The 17942-nt window shown below is 55.9% G+C and carries 15 protein-coding genes; 9 read left to right on the top strand and 6 right to left on the bottom strand.

Annotation, left to right across the window (positions count from 1 at the left end; all coding sequences use genetic code 11):
- Positions 1 to 9 precede the first annotated feature (9 nt).
- Positions 10 to 801: a DUF2950 family protein gene (locus FHC52_RS02545; protein ID WP_126287614.1), complete on the top strand. Its 792-nt coding sequence runs from the start codon at positions 10 to 12 to the stop codon at positions 799 to 801.
- Between the two features lie 53 nt (positions 802 to 854).
- On the opposite strand, the gene lpdA is transcribed toward FHC52_RS02545, so the two are convergent.
- The 4 genes from lpdA to pdhR all read right to left on the bottom strand — a co-directional run bounded on the left by lpdA (position 855) and on the right by pdhR (position 7916).
- On the bottom strand, positions 855 to 2279 hold the full coding sequence (lpdA, locus tag FHC52_RS02540; protein WP_003856313.1) for a dihydrolipoyl dehydrogenase: 1425 nt from the start codon (positions 2277 to 2279) through the stop codon (positions 855 to 857).
- Positions 2280 to 2454: 175 nt separating this feature from the next.
- Positions 2455 to 4350, bottom strand: a complete 1896-nt coding sequence (gene aceF, locus FHC52_RS02535; RefSeq protein ID WP_021240508.1) for a pyruvate dehydrogenase complex dihydrolipoyllysine-residue acetyltransferase — start codon at positions 4348 to 4350, stop codon at positions 2455 to 2457.
- A gap of 14 nt (positions 4351 to 4364) precedes the next feature.
- Positions 4365 to 7028, bottom strand: a complete 2664-nt coding sequence (gene aceE / locus FHC52_RS02530) for a pyruvate dehydrogenase (acetyl-transferring), homodimeric type (protein ID WP_008501959.1) — start codon at positions 7026 to 7028, stop codon at positions 4365 to 4367.
- 123 nt (positions 7029 to 7151) lie between these two features.
- Positions 7152 to 7916 carry a pyruvate dehydrogenase complex transcriptional repressor PdhR gene (gene pdhR / locus FHC52_RS02525; protein WP_008501960.1) on the bottom strand — a complete coding sequence of 255 codons (765 nt, stop codon included), beginning with the start codon at positions 7914 to 7916 and terminating at the stop codon, positions 7152 to 7154.
- A gap of 263 nt (positions 7917 to 8179) precedes the next feature.
- Here pdhR and FHC52_RS02520 point away from each other — a divergent pair, with 263 nt between their 5' ends.
- From FHC52_RS02520 to FHC52_RS02505, 4 genes are all read left to right on the top strand, one after another.
- Positions 8180 to 8407, top strand: coding sequence for a hypothetical protein (locus tag FHC52_RS02520; protein WP_021240510.1), 228 nt, complete (start codon positions 8180 to 8182; stop codon positions 8405 to 8407).
- Between the two features lie 46 nt (positions 8408 to 8453).
- Positions 8454 to 9824, top strand: a complete 1371-nt coding sequence (gene aroP / locus FHC52_RS02515; protein ID WP_008501961.1) for an aromatic amino acid transporter AroP — start codon at positions 8454 to 8456, stop codon at positions 9822 to 9824.
- Positions 9825 to 9986: 162 nt separating this feature from the next.
- Positions 9987 to 11384: a glycoside-pentoside-hexuronide (GPH):cation symporter gene (locus FHC52_RS02510; protein ID WP_047745495.1), complete on the top strand. Its 1398-nt coding sequence runs from the start codon at positions 9987 to 9989 to the stop codon at positions 11382 to 11384.
- A gap of 10 nt (positions 11385 to 11394) precedes the next feature.
- The gene (locus tag FHC52_RS02505; RefSeq protein WP_220419894.1) at positions 11395 to 12345 is read left to right on the top strand and encodes a family 43 glycosylhydrolase; all 951 of its coding nucleotides are present in this window, start codon (positions 11395 to 11397) and stop codon (positions 12343 to 12345) included.
- 18 nt (positions 12346 to 12363) lie between these two features.
- Here the strand turns inward: FHC52_RS02505 and ampE are convergent, their stop codons facing one another.
- Entirely contained in the window at positions 12364 to 13218 is an 855-nt protein-coding gene (gene ampE / locus FHC52_RS02500) for a beta-lactamase regulator AmpE (protein WP_008501964.1), read from the bottom strand.
- 9 nt (positions 13219 to 13227) lie between these two features.
- Positions 13228 to 13779: a 1,6-anhydro-N-acetylmuramyl-L-alanine amidase AmpD gene (ampD, locus tag FHC52_RS02495; RefSeq protein WP_139963492.1), complete on the bottom strand. Its 552-nt coding sequence runs from the start codon at positions 13777 to 13779 to the stop codon at positions 13228 to 13230.
- An 87-nt stretch (positions 13780 to 13866) separates the two neighbouring features.
- Here ampD and nadC point away from each other — a divergent pair, with 87 nt between their 5' ends.
- The 4 genes from nadC to hofC all read left to right on the top strand — a co-directional run bounded on the left by nadC (position 13867) and on the right by hofC (position 17939).
- Positions 13867 to 14760 carry a carboxylating nicotinate-nucleotide diphosphorylase gene (gene nadC, locus FHC52_RS02490; RefSeq protein WP_021240514.1) on the top strand — a complete coding sequence of 298 codons (894 nt, stop codon included), beginning with the start codon at positions 13867 to 13869 and terminating at the stop codon, positions 14758 to 14760.
- 174 nt (positions 14761 to 14934) lie between these two features.
- Entirely contained in the window at positions 14935 to 15372 is a 438-nt protein-coding gene (ppdD, locus tag FHC52_RS02485) for a prepilin peptidase-dependent pilin (protein WP_047747737.1), read from the top strand.
- A 10-nt stretch (positions 15373 to 15382) separates the two neighbouring features.
- Positions 15383 to 16765, top strand: coding sequence for a type II secretion system protein GspE (gspE, locus tag FHC52_RS02480; RefSeq protein WP_220419893.1), 1383 nt, complete (start codon positions 15383 to 15385; stop codon positions 16763 to 16765).
- Positions 16755 to 17939, top strand: coding sequence for a protein transport protein HofC (gene hofC, locus FHC52_RS02475; protein WP_063417731.1), 1185 nt, complete (start codon positions 16755 to 16757; stop codon positions 17937 to 17939). Before gspE ends, hofC begins: the two co-directional genes overlap by 11 nt.
- Positions 17940 to 17942 lie beyond the last annotated feature (3 nt).

Below are 17942 nucleotides of genomic sequence, written 5' to 3'. Positions count from 1 at the left end.
GGAACCGACATGAAAAGTAAACTACTCAGTGGAATGGTGTTGTTCATGCTTTCGGCCTCGGTGATGGCGCAGCAGTCCTTTAGCACGCCCGACCAGGCGACCGATGCGCTGGCCAGCGCCATTAGTGAGCATAATGAGCGCGCGATGAGCAATCTGCTTGGAGAGAACTGGCGCGATTTTCTCCCTCCCGAAGGCGTTGATCCGGATGCCGTCGATCGTTTCCTGCGCGACTGGAAAGTTCGTCATAACACCGTTGTCGAAGGAGATACGGCGCATCTTGTTGTTGGAGACAACGACTGGCAGCTTCCCATCCCGGTGATCAAAACCGCCGCCGGCTGGCAATTCGATATCAAAGAAGGGGCTGAAGAGATCCTGACCCGTGAAATCGGGCGTAACGAACTTGCCGCCATTGAAGCCCTGCATGCCTATGTTGATGCGCAGCAAAGCTACTTTGCGATGAACCAGAAATACGCGCAGAAGATTGTCAGCTCGGAAGGGAAGAAAGACGGTTTGTACTGGCCCGTCTCACCCGGCGAAACGCCCAGTCCGCTCGGACCGGCATTTAGCCCGAAAGAGCCGGGTACCGGCTATCACGGCTATCGCTTCCGGATCCTGCCGGATAATAACGGTTTCGCGATGGTGGCGTGGCCGGTCAGCTACGGTCAAACGGGCGTGATGAGCTTTGTGATAAATCAGGACGACAAGGTGTATCAGTCCGATCTCGGCAAGGATTCTGAGCAGAAAGCCCGGGCGTTAACCGCCTATAACCCGGATAAAGCCTGGCAACCCGTGGCTCCCTGAACGCAGCGCATAAAAAAAGCGGCCTCAGGCCGCTTTTTTTCATCTGAAGAAACTTATTTCTTCTTCGCTTTCGCGTTTGGCAGGTCGGTGATGCTGCCTTCAAACACTTCTGCCGCCAGGCCCACGGACTCGTGCAGAGTTGGGTGAGCGTGGATGGTCAGCGCGATGTCTTCCGCGTCGCAGCCCATTTCGATAGCCAGACCGATTTCACCCAGCAGCTCGCCGCCGTTGGTACCGACAATCGCACCACCGATCACGCGGTGAGTCTCTTTGTCGAAGATCAGTTTGGTCATACCGTCTGCGCAGTCGGACGCGATAGCACGGCCAGAAGCAGCCCACGGGAAGGTGGCGGTTTCGTAGCTGATGCCTTTCTCTTTCGCTTCTTTCTCAGTCAGACCCACCCATGCCACTTCTGGCTCGGTATACGCGATAGATGGGATCACTTTCGGATCGAAGTAGTGCTTCATGCCGGCGATAACTTCAGCGGCAACGTGACCTTCGTGAACACCTTTGTGCGCCAGCATTGGCTGACCGACGATATCGCCGATAGCAAAGATGTGCGGCACGTTAGTGCGCAGCTGTTTGTCAACGCGGATGAAGCCACGGTCGTCCACTTCCACGCCAGCTTTGCCCGCGTCGAGGTTCTTACCGTTCGGCACACGGCCGATCGCCACCAGCACGGCGTCGTAACGCTGTGGTTCGGATGGGGCTTTTTTGCCTTCCATGGAAACGTAAATACCGTCTTCTTTCGCTTCAACGGCAGTCACTTTGGTTTCCAGCATCAGGTTGAATTTCTTGCTGATGCGCTTGGTGAAGACTTTAACGATGTCTTTGTCAGCAGCCGGGATAACCTGGTCGAACATTTCAACCACGTCGATCTCTGAACCCAGCGCGTGGTACACGGTACCCATTTCCAGACCGATGATACCGCCGCCCATCACCAGCAGACGCTTAGGAACGGTTTTCAGCTCCAGCGCATCGGTGGAATCCCACACGCGCGGATCTTCATGCGGAATGAATGGCAGTTCGATTGGGCGAGAGCCTGCCGCGATGATCGCGTTGTCGAAGTTGATCACGGTTTTGCCGTTTTCGCCTTCCACTTCCAGGGTGTTCGCACCGGTGAATTTACCCAGACCGTTTACCACTTTCACTTTACGGCCTTTGGCCATACCCGCCAGACCGCCGGTCAGCTGAGTGATAACTTTCTCTTTCCAGGTACGAATTTTGTCGATGTCGGTTTTCGGCTCGCCGAAGACGATACCGTGTTCAGCCAGCGCTTTGGCTTCTTCGATAACTTTCGCTACGTGCAGCAGCGCTTTAGAAGGGATACAGCCGACGTTCAGACAAACACCGCCGAGGGTGCTGTAACGTTCTACGATGACGGTTTCCAGACCTAAATCCGCTGCGCGAAATGCTGCGGAGTAACCTGCCGGGCCTGCCCCAAGTACTACGACCTGAGTTTTGATTTCTGTGCTCATCATGACCTCTTAGTTTATACCCGTCGTCCACCGGGTCGTTCTATCCGCCCGCAGTTTACAAAATTGTTAACAATTTTGAAACAACAAACGGCTCACGAATTGTCGCTTTCGCCAATAACCTCACAAACGCCATGAGATTATCAGAAAAAAGCCGGCCGACTGGCCGGCTTTTCGATTACATCACCAGGCGGCGAATGTCGCTCAGCATGTTGTTGATGATGGTGATGAAACGCGCACCATCAGCACCGTCGATCACGCGGTGGTCGAAGGACAGAGAGATTGGCATCATCAGACGCGGCACGAACTCTTTGCCATTCCAAACCGGCTCCATCGCGGACTTGGACACACCGAGGATAGCCACTTCCGGCGCGTTCACAATCGGCGCGAAGTGGGTGGTACCCAGGCCGCCGATGCTGGAGATGGTGAAGCAGCCGCCCTGCATTTCGCCGGCAGTCAGCTTACCATCACGCGCTTTCTTGGAGATGGTGGTCAGTTCACGGGACAGCTCAGTGATGCTCTTCTTGTTCACGTCTTTGAAGACCGGAACAACCAGACCATTTGGCGTATCAACCGCAACACCGATGTTGATGTATTTCTTCAGCGTCAGCTTCTGGCCGTCTTCGGACAGGGAGCTGTTGAAGCGTGGCATCTGTTCCAGAGCCGCAGCAACCGCCTTCATGATGAAGACCACTGGGGTGAATTTCACGTCCAGTTTACGCTTCTCAGCTTCGGCGTTCTGCTGTTTACGGAACGCTTCCAGATCGGTGATATCGGTCTTATCGAAGTGCGTAACGTGCGGGATCATCACCCAGTTACGGCTCAGGTTCGCACCAGAGATTTTCTGGATACGGCCCAGCTCCACTTCTTCGATTTCGCCGAACTTGCTGAAGTCCACTTTCGGCCATGGCAGCATGCCCGGGATACCGCCGCCAGCGGCTGCAGCTGGTGCAGCTTCGGCGCGTTTCACCGCGTCTTTCACGTAGGTTTGAACGTCTTCGCGCAGGATACGACCTTTACGGCCAGTCCCTTTCACTTTCGCCAGGTTCACACCGAATTCGCGCGCCAGGCGACGAATCAGCGGCGTCGCGTGGACGTAAGCGTCGTTTTCAGCGAACTCTGATTTTTCTGCTTTTGCAGCAGGGGCAGCGGCTGGTTTAGCAGCCTGAGCCGGTGCAGCAGCCGGTGCTGGAGCAGCCGCGGCAGCCGGAGCTGCGGCAGGCGCAGCGCCTTCCACTTCGAAGACCATGATCAGAGAGCCGGTAGACACTTTGTCGCCGGTGCTGATTTTGATCTCTTTAACGGTACCCGCGAACGGCGCAGGCACTTCCATGGAAGCCTTGTCGCCTTCAACGGTGATCAGTGACTGTTCAGCGGCAACTTTGTCGCCCACTTTCACCATCACTTCGGTCACTTCAACTTCGTCACCGCCGATGTCCGGTACGTTAACGTCTTTCGCGCCGCCAGCAGCAGCTGGTGCTGCGGCTGGCGCCGGAGCAGCGGCCTGTGCAGGCGCGGCAGCAGGTGCAGCACCTGCCACTTCGAAGATCATGATCAGGGAGCCAGTAGACACTTTGTCACCGGTGTTGATCTTGATCTCTTTAACGGTACCCGCAAACGGTGCTGGCACTTCCATAGAGGCTTTGTCGCCTTCTACGGTGATCAGTGACTGCTCGGCCGCAACGGTATCGCCCACTTTCACCAGGATCTCAGTGACTTCAACTTCGTCACCGCCGATGTCCGGCACGTTCACGTCTTTCGCGCTCGCGGCAGCTGCTGGAGCAGCGGCGGCCGGAGCGGCTTTCTTCTCTTCCTGCGCAGGTGCAGCAGCTGCTGCACCGTCGGCGGAATCGAAAATCATGATCAGTTTGCCAGTCTCGGTTTTATCGCCAACAGAGACTTTGATCTCTTTAACGATGCCAGCCTGAGGAGACGGGACTTCCATAGAGGCTTTGTCGCCTTCTACGGTGATCAGCGACTGTTCAGCTTCAACTTTGTCGCCTACTTTGACCAGGATCTCGGTGATTTCAACTTCATCAGCCCCGATGTCCGGTACATTGATTTCGATAGCCATTATTCTTTTACCTCTTACGCCAGACGCGGGTTAACTTTTTCTGCATCGATGTTGAATTTGGTAATTGCGTCTGCAACCACTTTCTTATCGATTTCGCCACGTTTAGCCAGTTCGCCCAGTGCTGCTACAACCACGTAAGAAGCATCAACTTCGAAGTGGTGACGCAGGTTTTCGCGGCTGTCAGAACGACCGAAGCCGTCAGTACCCAGAACGCGATAATCATCAGCTGGAACGTAAGTACGAACCTGCTCAGCGAACAGTTTCATATAGTCAGTAGACGCCACCGCTGGCGCGTCGTTCATCACCTGAGCGATGTACGGTACGCGTGGGGTTTCCAGTGGGTGCAGCATGTTCCAGCGCTCACAATCCTGGCCATCACGCGCCAGTTCAGTGAAGGAGGTCACAGAGTACACGTCGGAACCGACACCGTAGTCTTTCGCCAGGATCTGCGCTGCTTCACGAACGTGACGCAGGATAGAACCGGAGCCCAGCAGCTGAACTTTACCTTTGCTACCTTCGATGGTTTCGAGTTTGTAGATACCTTTACGGATACCTTCCTCGGCACCTGCTGGCATTGCCGGCATGTGGTAGTTTTCGTTCAGGGTGGTGATGTAGTAGTAAATGTTCTCCTGCGCTTCACCGTACATGCGCTGCAGACCGTCATGCATGATGACTGCCACTTCATACGCGTAAGACGGGTCGTAAGAGATACAGTTAGGGATAGTCAGAGACTGAATGTGGCTGTGACCATCTTCGTGCTGCAAACCTTCACCGTTCAGGGTCGTACGACCGGAAGTACCACCGATCAGGAAGCCGCGAGCCTGCTGGTCGCCTGCCTGCCAGCACAGGTCACCGATACGCTGGAACCCGAACATGGAGTAGTAAATGTAGAACGGGATCATCGGCAGGTTGTTGGTGCTGTAAGAAGTCGCAGCGGCCAGCCAGGATGCGCCTGCGCCCAGCTCGTTGATACCTTCCTGCAGGATCTGACCTTTCTCGTCTTCTTTGTAGTATGCAACCTGCTCACGGTCCTGCGGGGTGTACTGCTGGCCGTTCGGGCTGTAGATACCGATCTGACGGAACAGACCTTCCATACCGAAAGTACGCGCTTCGTCGGCGATGATTGGCACGAGGCGATCTTTGATCGACTTGTTCTTCAGCATCACGTTCAGGGCACGAACGAAAGCGATAGTGGTAGAGATCTCTTTGTTCTGCTCTTCCAGCAGCTGAGAGAAGTCTTCCAGCGCTGGCAGTTCCAGCTTCTCGGTGAAGTTAGGCTGACGAGCTGGCAGGTAGCCTTTCAGCGCCTGACGACGTTCGTGCAGGTACTTGTGCTCTTCGGAGCCTTCCGGGAAGGTGATGTAAGACAGGTTTTCGACCTGCTCATCGGTCACCGGAACGTTGAAACGGTCGCGGATATAGCGCACGCCGTCCATGTTCATTTTCTTAACCTGGTGAGCGATGTTTTTACCTTCTGCGGTATCACCCATGCCGTAACCTTTGATGGTGTGGGCCAGGATTACAGTCGCTTTACCTTTGGTTTCACGCGCTTTTTTCAGTGCAGCGTAGATTTTCTTCGGATCGTGACCACCGCGGTTCAGGGCCCAGATCTGCTCATCAGTCCAGTCTGCAACCAGGGCTGCGGTTTCTGGATATTTGCCGAAGAAGTGCTCACGCACGTAGGCACCGTCTTTGGATTTGAAGGTCTGGTAGTCACCGTCAACGGTTTCGTTCATCAGCTGGATCAGTTTACCGCTGGTGTCTTTACGCAGCAGTTCGTCCCAACGGGAACCCCACATGACTTTGATCACGTTCCAGCCAGCACCTGCGAAGATGCCTTCCAGTTCGTTGATGATCTTGCCGTTACCGGTTACCGGACCATCCAGACGCTGCAGGTTACAGTTGATGATGAAGCACAGGTTGTCCAGCTTCTCACGGGTTGCGATGGTGATCGCGCCTTTAGATTCTGGCTCATCCATTTCGCCGTCGCCCAGGAAGGCGTATACGGTCTGCTCAGAGGTGTCTTTCAGACCACGGTGTTCCAGATACTTCAGGAATTTCGCCTGGTAGATCGCACCGATTGGGCCCAGACCCATGGATACGGTTGGGAACTGCCAGAATTCAGGCATCAGTTTAGGGTGCGGGTAAGAAGACAGACCTTTACCGTGAACTTCCTGACGGAAGTTGTTCATCTGCTCTTCAGTCAGACGACCTTCCAGGAATGCACGTGCATAGATGCCCGGAGAGATGTGGCCCTGGAAGTACACCAGATCGCCGCCGTCTTTCTCGTTCGCTGCACGGAAGAAGTGGTTGAAGCACACTTCGTAAACGGTCGCAGAAGACTGGAAGGACGCCATGTGGCCACCCAGTTCCAGGTCTTTCTTGGATGCGCGCAGAACGGTCATGATGGCGTTCCAGCGGATTGCAGAACGGATACGACGTTCCAGATCCAGATTGCCCGGGTATTCCGGTTCGTCTTCAACGGCAATCGTGTTTACGTAGTTGCTAGCCCCTGCACCTGAAGCAACCTTCACGCCGCCTTTGCGGGCTTCAGAAAGCAGCTGATCAATCAGATACTGAGCGCGCTCAACACCTTCTTCACGGATGACCGATTCGATCGCCTGTAGCCAGTCGCGAGTTTCGATCGGATCCACGTCATTTTGGAGACGTTCTGACATGGGGGTATTCCTTATCTATCTAATACGTTGATTTGTCTGGAACCTGTCCCATTGTGCTCTTGGGCAAGAACACAATAAGACAGGTTCTGCGTTTAGTTGCCGCGCTCTAAAAGTACCTGGCGCTTAATCCTTTCGTTGCTGTATGCGGCGTAATGAACGTTCGCGACGCGATTGTTCACGGCTGCGGTCCAGCAAGATTTCCTCAATGAAAGCCAGATGGCGGTGCGACGCTTCGCGCGCCTGCTCCGGTTCCCCGGCCATTATCGCCTCGAATACTCGGGTGCGATGGTTGCTTACCAGTGGGAGCATGTCCCGACGGGCATACAACAATTCAAAATTTTGACGAACGTTCTGGGCCAGCATCGGCTCCATGCAGCGTAGCAGATGGAGGAGCACCACGTTGTGGGCCGCTTCGGTGACGGCAATTTGATACTGGACGACGGCGCTGGACTCGGCGTCTAAATCGCCGGACTGCTGTGCCCGTTCAATGGCCTGATGCAGCTCGCGGATACGCACGCGATCTTCATCAGTGCTGCGAAGGGCGGCGTAATAGGCCGCAATACCTTCCAGCGCGTGACGGGTCTCAAGCAGGTCAAACTGGGATTCTGGGTGGTCAGAGAGAAGTTCTACCAGCGGATCGCTGAAGCTCTGCCACAGGCTGTTTTGCACAAAGGTTCCGCCGCCCTGGCGACGAAGCAGCAAGCCCTTTGCTTCGAGACGTTGAATCGCCTCACGCAGAGAGGGACGTGAAACGTCGAACTGTTTTGCCAGTTCGCGTTCTGGCGGAAGTTTCTCACCCGGGCGCAGAGTCCCTTCGAGGATTAAAAACTCCAGCTGCTGCTCAATCACATCAGATAGTTTTGGTTGGCGAATTTTGCTGTAGGCCATATTCCCTGTCTTACGCCTTTTTGCCCGGAGTCAATTGGTCTTACCAATTTCTATTTCGTATCGCTAAAGTAACAAAGTATTCACCTTCTGTCCATATTGGTTTTGATTGAAATCAGTAAACCCTGCACATTTTAACAACCTTACAGAAATAACGTTTCAGAAATGTAACTTTGCACAAATGAGTTGATTACCCCCAAAGAGGGAGTTTTAACCATAATGAAACGAGGGTTTTTGCAATCTGAAGCGATTCAACAAGGCAAATAATGAAAATTCGCCCACTTAAGGCGCATTTCTATTCTATAGGTTGGGTGAGGAACAACGAGCGGGCCGATTTACAAATGCTTTCTTTTTATTCAAGTCGTCATCACCCCTTCATAAAGCAGGTGCATTCGCAGGCACTTACCACTATTCTGGCGCTTACGGAAGTCATCTCCGCTTTTTTCGGTCTCGTTAACCGTAAAGAAATAAATACAGAATATGGATTTTCATAATTACACACGCTCAGCGTGAACATAACAACCACACACGAGGTTTCAAATGGAAGCTCAACAGCACGGCGATCAGCTAAAGCGCGGGCTTAAAAACCGCCATATTCAGCTCATCGCACTGGGCGGTGCGATTGGTACCGGCCTGTTTCTGGGCAGCGCATCCGTTATCCAGTCTGCCGGTCCGGGCATTATTTTGGGTTACGCGATTGCGGGTTTCATTGCTTTTCTGATCATGCGCCAGCTGGGCGAAATGGTCGTGGAAGAGCCGGTCGCAGGCTCCTTCAGCCACTTTGCCTATAAGTACTGGGGCAGCTTTGCCGGTTTCGCCTCGGGCTGGAACTACTGGGTGCTGTACGTTCTGGTTGCCATGGCCGAACTGACCGCCGTCGGGAAATACATTCAGTTCTGGTATCCCGAAATCCCAACCTGGGCTTCTGCTGCAGCCTTCTTCGTTATTATCAACGCCATTAACCTGACCAACGTTAAAGTGTTCGGGGAGATGGAGTTCTGGTTTGCCATCATCAAGGTCATTGCCGTGGTGGCGATGATTATCTTCGGCGGCTGGCTGCTGTTCAGCGGCAACGGCGGCCCGCAGGCCACGGTGCGCAACCTCTGGGAACAGGGTGGCTTCCTGCCTCACGGCATGACCGGCCTGGTGATGATGATGGCGATCATAATGTTCTCCTTCGGCGGCCTGGAGCTGGTGGGCATCACCGCTGCTGAAGCCGACAACCCGGAGCAGAGCATCCCGAAAGCCACCAATCAGGTTATCTACCGCATCCTGATCTTCTATGTGGGCTCACTGGCGGTGCTGCTCTCGCTGCTGCCGTGGACGCGCGTGACTGCTGACACCAGCCCGTTTGTGCTGATCTTCCACGAGCTGGGCGATACCTTTGTCGCCAACGCGCTGAACATCGTGGTGCTGACCGCAGCGCTCTCCGTTTACAACAGCTGCGTATACTGCAACAGCCGCATGCTGTTCGGCCTGGCCCAGCAGGGTAACGCGCCGAAGATGCTGCTTAACGTTGATAAACGCGGCGTGCCGGTGAATACCATCATTGTTTCCGCCATCGTGACCGCCCTGTGCGTGCTCATTAACTACATGGCACCGGAATCGGCGTTTGGCCTGCTGATGGCGCTGGTGGTCTCTGCGCTGGTCATCAACTGGGCGATGATCAGCCTGGCGCACATGAAGTTCCGCCGCGCGAAGCAGCAGCAGGGCGTCACCACGCGCTTCCCTGCCCTGCTCTATCCTCTGGGTAACTGGATCTGCCTGCTGTTCATGGCGGCCGTGCTGGTGATCATGCTGATCACCCCAGGTATGGCGATTTCCGTCTACCTGATTCCGGTCTGGATTGCAGTACTCGGCGTTGGCTATCTCTTCAGTCAGAAAAGCCGTAATGCCATGAAGGCGCACTAAGCCTATCCGCGGTACCTGTTTTTACAGGTGCCGCGCGTTGTTACCTCCCTCACACTTTCACGCCCACAGCGCATTTATCCATATCACCGCCCTGATACTGCAACGCATATATCCCTTCGCCAGCAAATAATTCTCTCCATACCGTAACCCGGAGAGCAGTCTATGGATAACGCAAAGCTGTCAGTAAAAGAAAAGATCGGCTATGGGATGGGCGACGCCGGATGTAACATCATCTTCGGCGCCATCATGCTGTTTGTTAACTATTTTTATACGGATATTTTTGGTCTGGCCCCTGCGCTGGTCGGCGTGCTGCTGCTGTCCGTCCGCGTGATTGACGCCGTTACGGACCCGATCATGGGCGCGATTGCCGACCGCACCCGCAGTAAATATGGCCGGTTTCGTCCATGGCTGCTGTGGATCGCTTTCCCGTACGCGCTGTTCAGCATCCTGATGTTCACCACGCCAGAGTGGAGCTATAACAGCAAAGTTATCTATGCCTTTGTCACCTACTTCCTGCTGTCGCTCACCTACACCGCCATCAACATCCCCTACTGCTCGCTGGGCGGGGTGATCACTAACGATCCAAAAGAACGTGTGGCCTGCCAGTCGTATCGCTTCGTGCTGGTCGGCATCGCCACGCTGCTGCTCTCATTAACGCTGCTGCCGATGGCCGACTGGTTTGGCGGGGACAACAAAGCCAAAGGCTACCAGATGGCCATGACCGTGCTGGCGCTGATTGGCACCTGCATGTTCCTGTTCTGCTTCGCCACCGTGCGCGAGCGCGTGCGCCCGGCAGTCCAGACCAATGACGAGCTGAAAAACGACCTGAAAGACGTGTGGAAGAACGACCAGTGGGTGCGCATTCTGCTCCTGACGCTCTGCAACGTCTGCCCGGGCTTTATCCGCATGGCGGCCACCATGTATTACGTCACCTGGGTCATGGGCCAGAGCACCCACTTCGCCACGCTGTTTATCAGCCTGGGCGTTGTCGGCATGATGCTCGGCAGCGTGCTGGCAAAAGTGCTGACCGACCGCTGGTGTAAGCTGAAGGTCTTCTTCTGGACCAACATCGTGCTGGCGATTTTCTCCTGCGCCTTTTATTTCTTCGACCCGAAAGCGACCGTCACCATCGTGGTGCTCTACGTCCTGCTGAACATCCTGCACCAGATCCCGTCTCCGCTGCACTGGTCGCTGATGGCCGACGTGGACGACTACGGCGAGTGGAAAACCGGGAAGCGCATCACCGGCATCAGCTTCTCGGGCAACATCTTCTTCCTCAAGCTGGGGCTGGCGATTGCCGGGGCGATGGTCGGTTTTCTGCTCTCCTGGTACGGCTACGACGCGGGGGCGAAAGCGCAAAGCGCAGACGCCATCAACGGGATTGTGCTGCTGTTTACCGTTATCCCGGGGGTGGGTTATTTGATTACCGCGGGCGTGGTGCGCCTGCTGAAGGTGGATCGTGAAACCATGAAGCAGATCCAGCTCGATCTGGAAAAACGCCGCAACAACTACCACGAGCTGAACGATTATCAGGAATTGAAAGCCGCTGAGACTAAATAAGGAAAGCCGAATGCAAACCTGGCCAAACCCGTTTATTGAACAACGCGCCGACCCGTATATCCTGCGCCACGATGGGCAATATTACTTTATCGCCTCCGTGCCGCAGTACGACAGGCTGGCGATCCGCCGTGCAGACTCGCTGGAAGGCTTACGTCATGTCGAAGAGGTGGTGGTCTGGCGTAAACCCGACGCCGGCCCAATGAGCCAGCTGATATGGGCGCCGGAACTGCACCACATTGACGGAAAGTGGTACATCTATTTTGCCGCGACGCACACCCAGGCGCTCGACGCGCTAGGGATGTTTCAGCACCGCATGTTTGCCATTGAATGTGCCGACAGCGATCCGCTCACCGGCACGTGGGTGGAAAAAGGCCAGATCAAAACCCCGTTCGACACCTTCGCCCTGGACGCCACCACCTTTGTGCATCAGGGCAAACGCTGGTATCTGTGGGCGCAAAAAGCGCCGGATATCACCGGGAACTCCAACCTTTATCTGTGCGAAATGGCGAACCCGTGGACGCTGAAAGGCGAGCCGGTGATGCTCAGCAAGCCGGAGTATGACTGGGAGTGTCGCGGGTTTTGGGTCAACGAAGGCCCGGCGGTGTTGGTTCACGGCGATAAGCTGTTTATCAGCTACTCCGCCAGCGCCACCGACGATAACTACTGCATGGGGCTGCTGTGGATAGACCTGAACGCCGATCCGCAAAACCCTGCAAACTGGCATAAATCCCCGCGTCCCGTATTCGCCACCAGCTACGAAAATCGCCAGTACGGCCCGGGACACAACAGCTTTACGCAAACGCCGGAAGGGGAAGATGTGCTGGTGTATCACGCGCGGAACTACACCGAAATTGAGGGCGATCCGCTGTACGATCCAAACCGCCATACTCGCCTGAAGCTCGTCCGCTGGAATGAAAACGGGATGCCTGATTTCGGCATCCCGCCTGCGGACACGCTTTAATCGTTACGGCGCGCTGGCTTACACCAGCGTGCCGTAGATCGTCAGCAGCGCCACGATAACCACGACCACAAACGACGTTTTCTTCGCCATGGAGACAGCGGCTTTCGGCGTTTCAATCTTATCGGTATGCGGCTCGCGCGCCAGCGAGAACTGCGCCAGACGCGTTAACACCTGATACTGCGACGTATGGCGGTCGGCAAGCGAGGCGAACCACGCGGGCAGCGCTTTTTCACCGTGGCCAATTAACGCGTACACCACGCCCACCAGACGCACCGGAAGCCAGTCAACCACGTGCAGGATGGCATCAATGCCGGACAGCAAACGCTCGTGCGGCGTCAGATAGCGAGCAAGCCAGGTCTGCCAGGCGCGCAGGAACGCATACCCCATCAGCAGTACCGGCCCCCACGGGCCGCCCACCACAAACCAGAACAGCGGCGCCAGGTAGTAACGGAAGTTAATCCACAGCAGCGCGTTCTGCAGTTCGCGCAGGAACTCGCGCTCGTCGCAGTCCGGCGGCACGCCGTGGATCATCGTCAGCTCGCTCGCCATGGCATTGCGCGCATGGGCATCGTCACGGGAGGCGGCTTTAAGGTACGCGTGATAGTGCAAACGCACCTTGCCCGCACCAATGCACAGCACGCCGAGCAGGATCCACACCACCAGCAGCGGCACGTTGAAAAAGAGTCCATACAGCGCGCGCAGCAGCAGGAACGTAATCACCATCACGCCCGCCATCATCAGCAGCGTGCGCAGCATGGAAAAGTGCTTGATACGGCGGAATAACACCTCCAGCCGGTGATCCAGATGCCAGTGCTCACCGAGCTTGAACAGGCGTTCAGCGATGATAACCAGCAGCATGGTAAACAACGTCATGGTATCTCCTTATTCTGACGACGCGGTGAGCATGGCGCGGAACCGCGGCCAGTCAAATGCCGGGCCGGGATCGGTTTTTCTCGCCGGAGCGATATCGCTGTGCCCGGTAATATTGTCGGCGATGGCCGGGTAAAGTCCGATAAGCGTGCGGGTCACAGTCGCTAGCTGTTGATACTGTGAATCGGTGTAGGGCGTCGTATCCGTACCTTCCAGTTCGATCCCGATAGAAAAATCGTTGCACCGTTCGCGCCCGTGATACATCGATACTCCGGCATGCCAGGCGCGCTTATCAAAGGGAACATACTGAACCACTTCACCATCGCGACGAATCAGGCAATGAGCCGACACGCGCAGATGCGCAATCTCAGCAAAGAAAGGATGGGCATCGGGATCTATCGTTCCCGTGAATAACGCATCGATCCACGGGCCGCCGAATTCCCCCGGCGGGAGACTAATATTATGAACCACCAGCAGTGTGGGCTTTTCATCCTCCGGGCGGCAGTCGTGGTGCGGCGAAGGCACATGCCGCGCATCCACCAGCCATCCGTTTTCTAACAACATGCTGGAACTCCTTATGTATGGTGCTGTTACTCGGTTCAGAGTAGCATGTTTCAATATTATGATTCGTTACCAATTTGGAGTTTTATCATGCCGCCTCGCCGCTACAACCCCGACCACCGACGTGAAGCGCTTCTGGAACGTATTAATATGGATATTCCGGCAAGCGTTGCCCATGCTTTGAAAGAAGATCTGGGCGGTGACGTCAATGCCGATAAAGATATTACCGCACAATTGTTGCCGAAAGAGACGCGCTCCCACGCGGTCATTATCACCCGCGAAGAAGGGGTTTTTTGCGGTAAGCGCTGGGTTGAAGAGGTCTTTACCCAGCTGGCGGGTGATGATGTGCAGGTCACATGGCACGTGGAGGACGGCGATAGCGTCACGCCAAATCAGCCGCTGTTCGAGCTGGACGGCCCTTCCCGCGTCTTGCTGACCGGCGAACGTACCGCGCTCAATTTTGTACAAACGCTCTCTGGCGTCGCCAGCGAAGTGCGTCGTTACGTTGACCTGCTGGCCGGCACCCGAACCCAGCTGCTGGATACCCGCAAAACGCTGCCGGGCCTGCGCACGGCGCTGAAGTACGCGGTGCTCTGCGGCGGCGGCGCAAACCATCGTCTGGGCCTGTCCGACGCTTTCCTGATTAAAGAGAACCACATTATTGCATCGGGTTCCGTACGTCAGGCGGTGGAGAAGGCCTTCTGGCTGCATCCGGATGTGCCGGTTGAAGTAGAAGTGGAAAACCTGGACGAGCTGGAGCAGGCGATTAAGGCCGGGGCCGATATCATCATGCTCGATAACTTCGAAACCGAGCAGATGCGTGAGGCGGTAAAACTGACCAATGGCCGGGCCCAGCTCGAAGTCTCCGGGAACGTCACCTTCGAAACGATCCGTGAATTCGCCGAAACCGGCGTGGATTACATCTCAGTCGGCGCGCTGACCAAGCACGTTCGCGCCCTCGACCTCTCGATGCGTTTTAAATAGTGATTCCTCCCCTCTCCGCCTGGAGAGGGGAATTTCAGCCCCGCTCGCAAATCCGCTGTTCCTCCCTGCAACACCGCATTAATTCTCTGAATGCGCTTTCCCGTTCCCTTTTTTGCCCCTCGTTTCTGCCCTTTTGCGCTGACAGAGTAGCGCCACTTAACGTAAGGAGCAGATATGAACAGACAACACGGATTCACTCTTATTGAGCTGATGGTGGTCATCGGCATTATTGCGATTCTGAGCGCCATCGGCATACCTGCCTATCAGAACTACCTGCGCAAAGCGGCGCTGACCGATATGCTGCAAACCTTCGTTCCCTACCGCACCGCCATTGAACTTTGCGCGCTGGATCACGGTGGTGTGGAGAGCTGCGATGCCAACAGCAACGGCATCCCTTCCCCCACCACGACACGCTACGTTTCCGGAATGAGCGTAGCGAAAGGGATCGTGACCTTAACAGGACAGGAAAGTCTTAACGGGCTGGAAGTGGTCATGACGCCGCAGTGGAACAACGGCAACGGGATGATGGGCTGGACGCGCGTCTGCAACATCAGTGCTGATAGCGCTCTGAAGCAGGCCTGCGAAGACGTTTTCCGCTTCAACAATAACTGAGGAGCGGAGAATGAATACCGATCAACTCGTGGCGCTTTGTCTTCGCCATCACGCACTGCTGCTATCCAGCGCCAGTGAGAGGATCAACATTGCCGTCGTGGGAAAGCCCGCGACCGAACTCATGGAGGCGCTGCGTTTCGCGACCCAGAAACGGATTGATATTGAGTGCTGGAGCGCGGAGCGCATGGAAAAACACCGGCAGCTAACGTCACAATCGCATCTGCCCGGCGTTTCGCAAACACACTCCACGGTAGATGTCCTTAACCACACGCTGCAGCAGGCAATCAACCAGCGCGCCTCTGATATTCATATCGAACCGATGGAGCACGCGTGCCAGATTCGTTTACGTATCGACGGCGTACTTTGTCCGCAGCCTCCGCTTGCCGCTGAACTGGCTAACCTGTTAAGCGCACGTTTAAAAGTGCTGGGTAACCTGGATATTGCGGAACGCCGACTGCCTCAGGACGGCCAGTTTACGATTGAACTGGCCAATGAGCCGGTCTCGTTTCGGATCGCGACGCTTCCCTGCAGCGGCGGCGAAAAAATTGTGCTGCGCCTCCTGCATCAGGTTCCGCAGGCCCTTGAGCCGAAAGCGCTTGGCATGAATGCTGAACAGTTGGCCTGTTTTAATGCGGTTCTCCACCAGCCGCAGGGGCTGATTCTGGTCACCGGCCCTACCGGCAGCGGCAAAACCGTGACGCTGTACAGCGCTTTGCAGTCGCGTAACACCCCTGACGTCAACATCTGCAGCGTGGAAGATCCTATTGAGATCCCCCTTGCCGGATTAAACCAGACGCAGATTAATCCCCGGGCGGGTTTAACCTTCCAGAACGTGCTGCGCGCACTGCTACGTCAGGATCCCGACATCATTATGGTCGGCGAAATCCGTGACGGAGAAACGGCCGGGATTGCCATTAATGCTGCCCAGACCGGGCATCTGGTGCTGTCGACCCTGCACACCAACTCGACGACGGAAACGCTGATTCGCCTGGAGCAGATGGGCGTCGCGCGCTGGATGATTTCTTCCGCGCTGACGATGGTGATGGCCCAGCGACTGGTCCGGCGTTTGTGCCCACATTGTCGCCGGGAAACCCGCGATCAGGCTCAACTACCTCGCTCAGTATGGCCCAGGCCGCTTCCACGCTGGCAGCCCACCGGCTGCGATCGCTGTTATCACGGCTTTTATGGCCGCGTGGCCATTTTTGAAGTACTCGCCATCGACAATGCCCTGCGGCAGGCCATTGCCAGCGGGGCGGGAACTGACGTCATAGAGGCGAGCGCCCGGCAGGCGGGGATGGTTTCTCTTTTTGAACACGGCTGCAGGGCCGTCGAACAAGGGCTAACCACGATTGAAGAGTTGTTGCGCGTCCTGGGAATGCCCAATGGCGGCTAATCAGCTCTGGCGCTGGCGTGCGCTCACCAAAGATGGAGAACCCCGAAGCGGGACACTCTGGGCCACAGACCGCAATGCGGCCTTCACCCGGCTGATGCGTAACGACCTCCATCCTCTGACGCTGACCCGATGCGCGCAGCGACAGCGCTGGCGGCCACACCACTGCGGCGAGATGTTTCATCAGCTCGCCTCGCTGCTGCAGGCTGGGCTGACGCTGTCCCACAGCCTGCAAATGCTGGCAGAGCAACATCCGTTAAAACCGTGGCAGGCGCTGCTGCAAAGCATTGCCGATGAGCTCAGTGAAGGATGCCCGTTTTCTGAGTCGCTAAAAAAGTGGCCAGCCGTTTTTAGCCCGCTGCATGTCTCGATGGTGAAAACCGGAGAGCTGACGGGGAAGCTGGAGGTGTGCTGTCGTCAGCTCGCGCAGCAACAAAAAGCGCAGCAGCAGCTCAGTGCAAAAGTGAAAAAGGCGCTGCGCTACCCGGCGATCGTCCTGACGCTGGCTGTGCTCGTCGTGCTGGCGATGGTCACTCTGGTCCTGCCCGAGTTTGCCGCGATCTACAAAACGTTTAATACCCCGCTTCCCGTGCTGACACAGATGGTTATGGGGATGGCCGCCTTTATGCAGTCATATGCCCTTGCGTTGTTCGTCCTGCTATTAGCCCCCTTAGCCGTCGCCTGGGCTCTGCGGCAGAATCCTCGCTGGCAGTGCATCCTGCTGCATACGCCCGTGATGGGCGCACTGGCAAAAGGTCAAAAGCTGGGACACGTCTTTACCGTGCTGTCACTCACGCAACAGGCGGGTATCCCCTTTTTACAGGGCCTGGAGAGCGCCGAGGAGACCGTTGAAAGTCAGTACTGGCAGGGAATACTGCGCGGCGTGCGGGAGGACATTGAAAAAGGCCTTCCCGTCTGGTCATCCTTTCAAAGAGCGGCAATCTTTACCCCGCTCTGTGTTCAGCTTTTACGAACCGGTGAAATGTCAGGTGCGCTGGATATCATGCTGGCAAACCTTGCCCGCCATCATACGGAACAGACCTTTCAACGTGCAGAGAATCTGGCGGCGCTTCTGGAGCCAGTGCTTCTGATAGTGACGGGGGTCATTATTGGTACGCTGGTGGTGGCAATGTACCTGCCGATATTCCACCTGGGAGATGCGATGAGCGCGGGATAGTAC

The sequence above is a fragment of the Enterobacter sp. EC_64 genome, from assembly GCF_019584165.1.
Lineage (GTDB): Bacteria > Pseudomonadota > Gammaproteobacteria > Enterobacterales > Enterobacteriaceae > Enterobacter > Enterobacter roggenkampii.
The sequence above is the reverse complement of the archived record's forward strand: the minus strand, read 5'-3'. Positions and strand labels throughout refer to the sequence as shown.

Bases quoted from the DNA above. Each gene is read 5' to 3' on its own strand.
- FHC52_RS02545 (WP_126287614.1), top strand. From the start codon at position 10: ATGAAAAGTAAACTACTCAGTGGAATGGTGTTGTTCATGCTTTCGGCC.
- lpdA (WP_003856313.1), bottom strand. From the start codon at position 2,279: ATGAGCACAGAAATCAAAACTCAGGTCGTAGTACTTGGGGCAGGCCCG.
- aceF (WP_021240508.1), bottom strand. From the start codon at position 4,350: ATGGCTATCGAAATCAATGTACCGGACATCGGGGCTGATGAAGTTGAA.
- aceE (WP_008501959.1), bottom strand. From the start codon at position 7,028: ATGTCAGAACGTCTCCAAAATGACGTGGATCCGATCGAAACTCGCGAC.
- pdhR (WP_008501960.1), bottom strand. From the start codon at position 7,916: ATGGCCTACAGCAAAATTCGCCAACCAAAACTATCTGATGTGATTGAG.
- FHC52_RS02520 (WP_021240510.1), top strand. From the start codon at position 8,180: ATGAAAATTCGCCCACTTAAGGCGCATTTCTATTCTATAGGTTGGGTG.
- aroP (WP_008501961.1), top strand. From the start codon at position 8,454: ATGGAAGCTCAACAGCACGGCGATCAGCTAAAGCGCGGGCTTAAAAAC.
- FHC52_RS02510 (WP_047745495.1), top strand. From the start codon at position 9,987: ATGGATAACGCAAAGCTGTCAGTAAAAGAAAAGATCGGCTATGGGATG.
- FHC52_RS02505 (WP_220419894.1), top strand. From the start codon at position 11,395: ATGCAAACCTGGCCAAACCCGTTTATTGAACAACGCGCCGACCCGTAT.
- ampE (WP_008501964.1), bottom strand. From the start codon at position 13,218: ATGACGTTGTTTACCATGCTGCTGGTTATCATCGCTGAACGCCTGTTC.
- ampD (WP_139963492.1), bottom strand. From the start codon at position 13,779: ATGTTGTTAGAAAACGGATGGCTGGTGGATGCGCGGCATGTGCCTTCG.
- nadC (WP_021240514.1), top strand. From the start codon at position 13,867: ATGCCGCCTCGCCGCTACAACCCCGACCACCGACGTGAAGCGCTTCTG.
- ppdD (WP_047747737.1), top strand. From the start codon at position 14,935: ATGAACAGACAACACGGATTCACTCTTATTGAGCTGATGGTGGTCATC.
- gspE (WP_220419893.1), top strand. From the start codon at position 15,383: ATGAATACCGATCAACTCGTGGCGCTTTGTCTTCGCCATCACGCACTG.
- hofC (WP_063417731.1), top strand. From the start codon at position 16,755: ATGGCGGCTAATCAGCTCTGGCGCTGGCGTGCGCTCACCAAAGATGGA.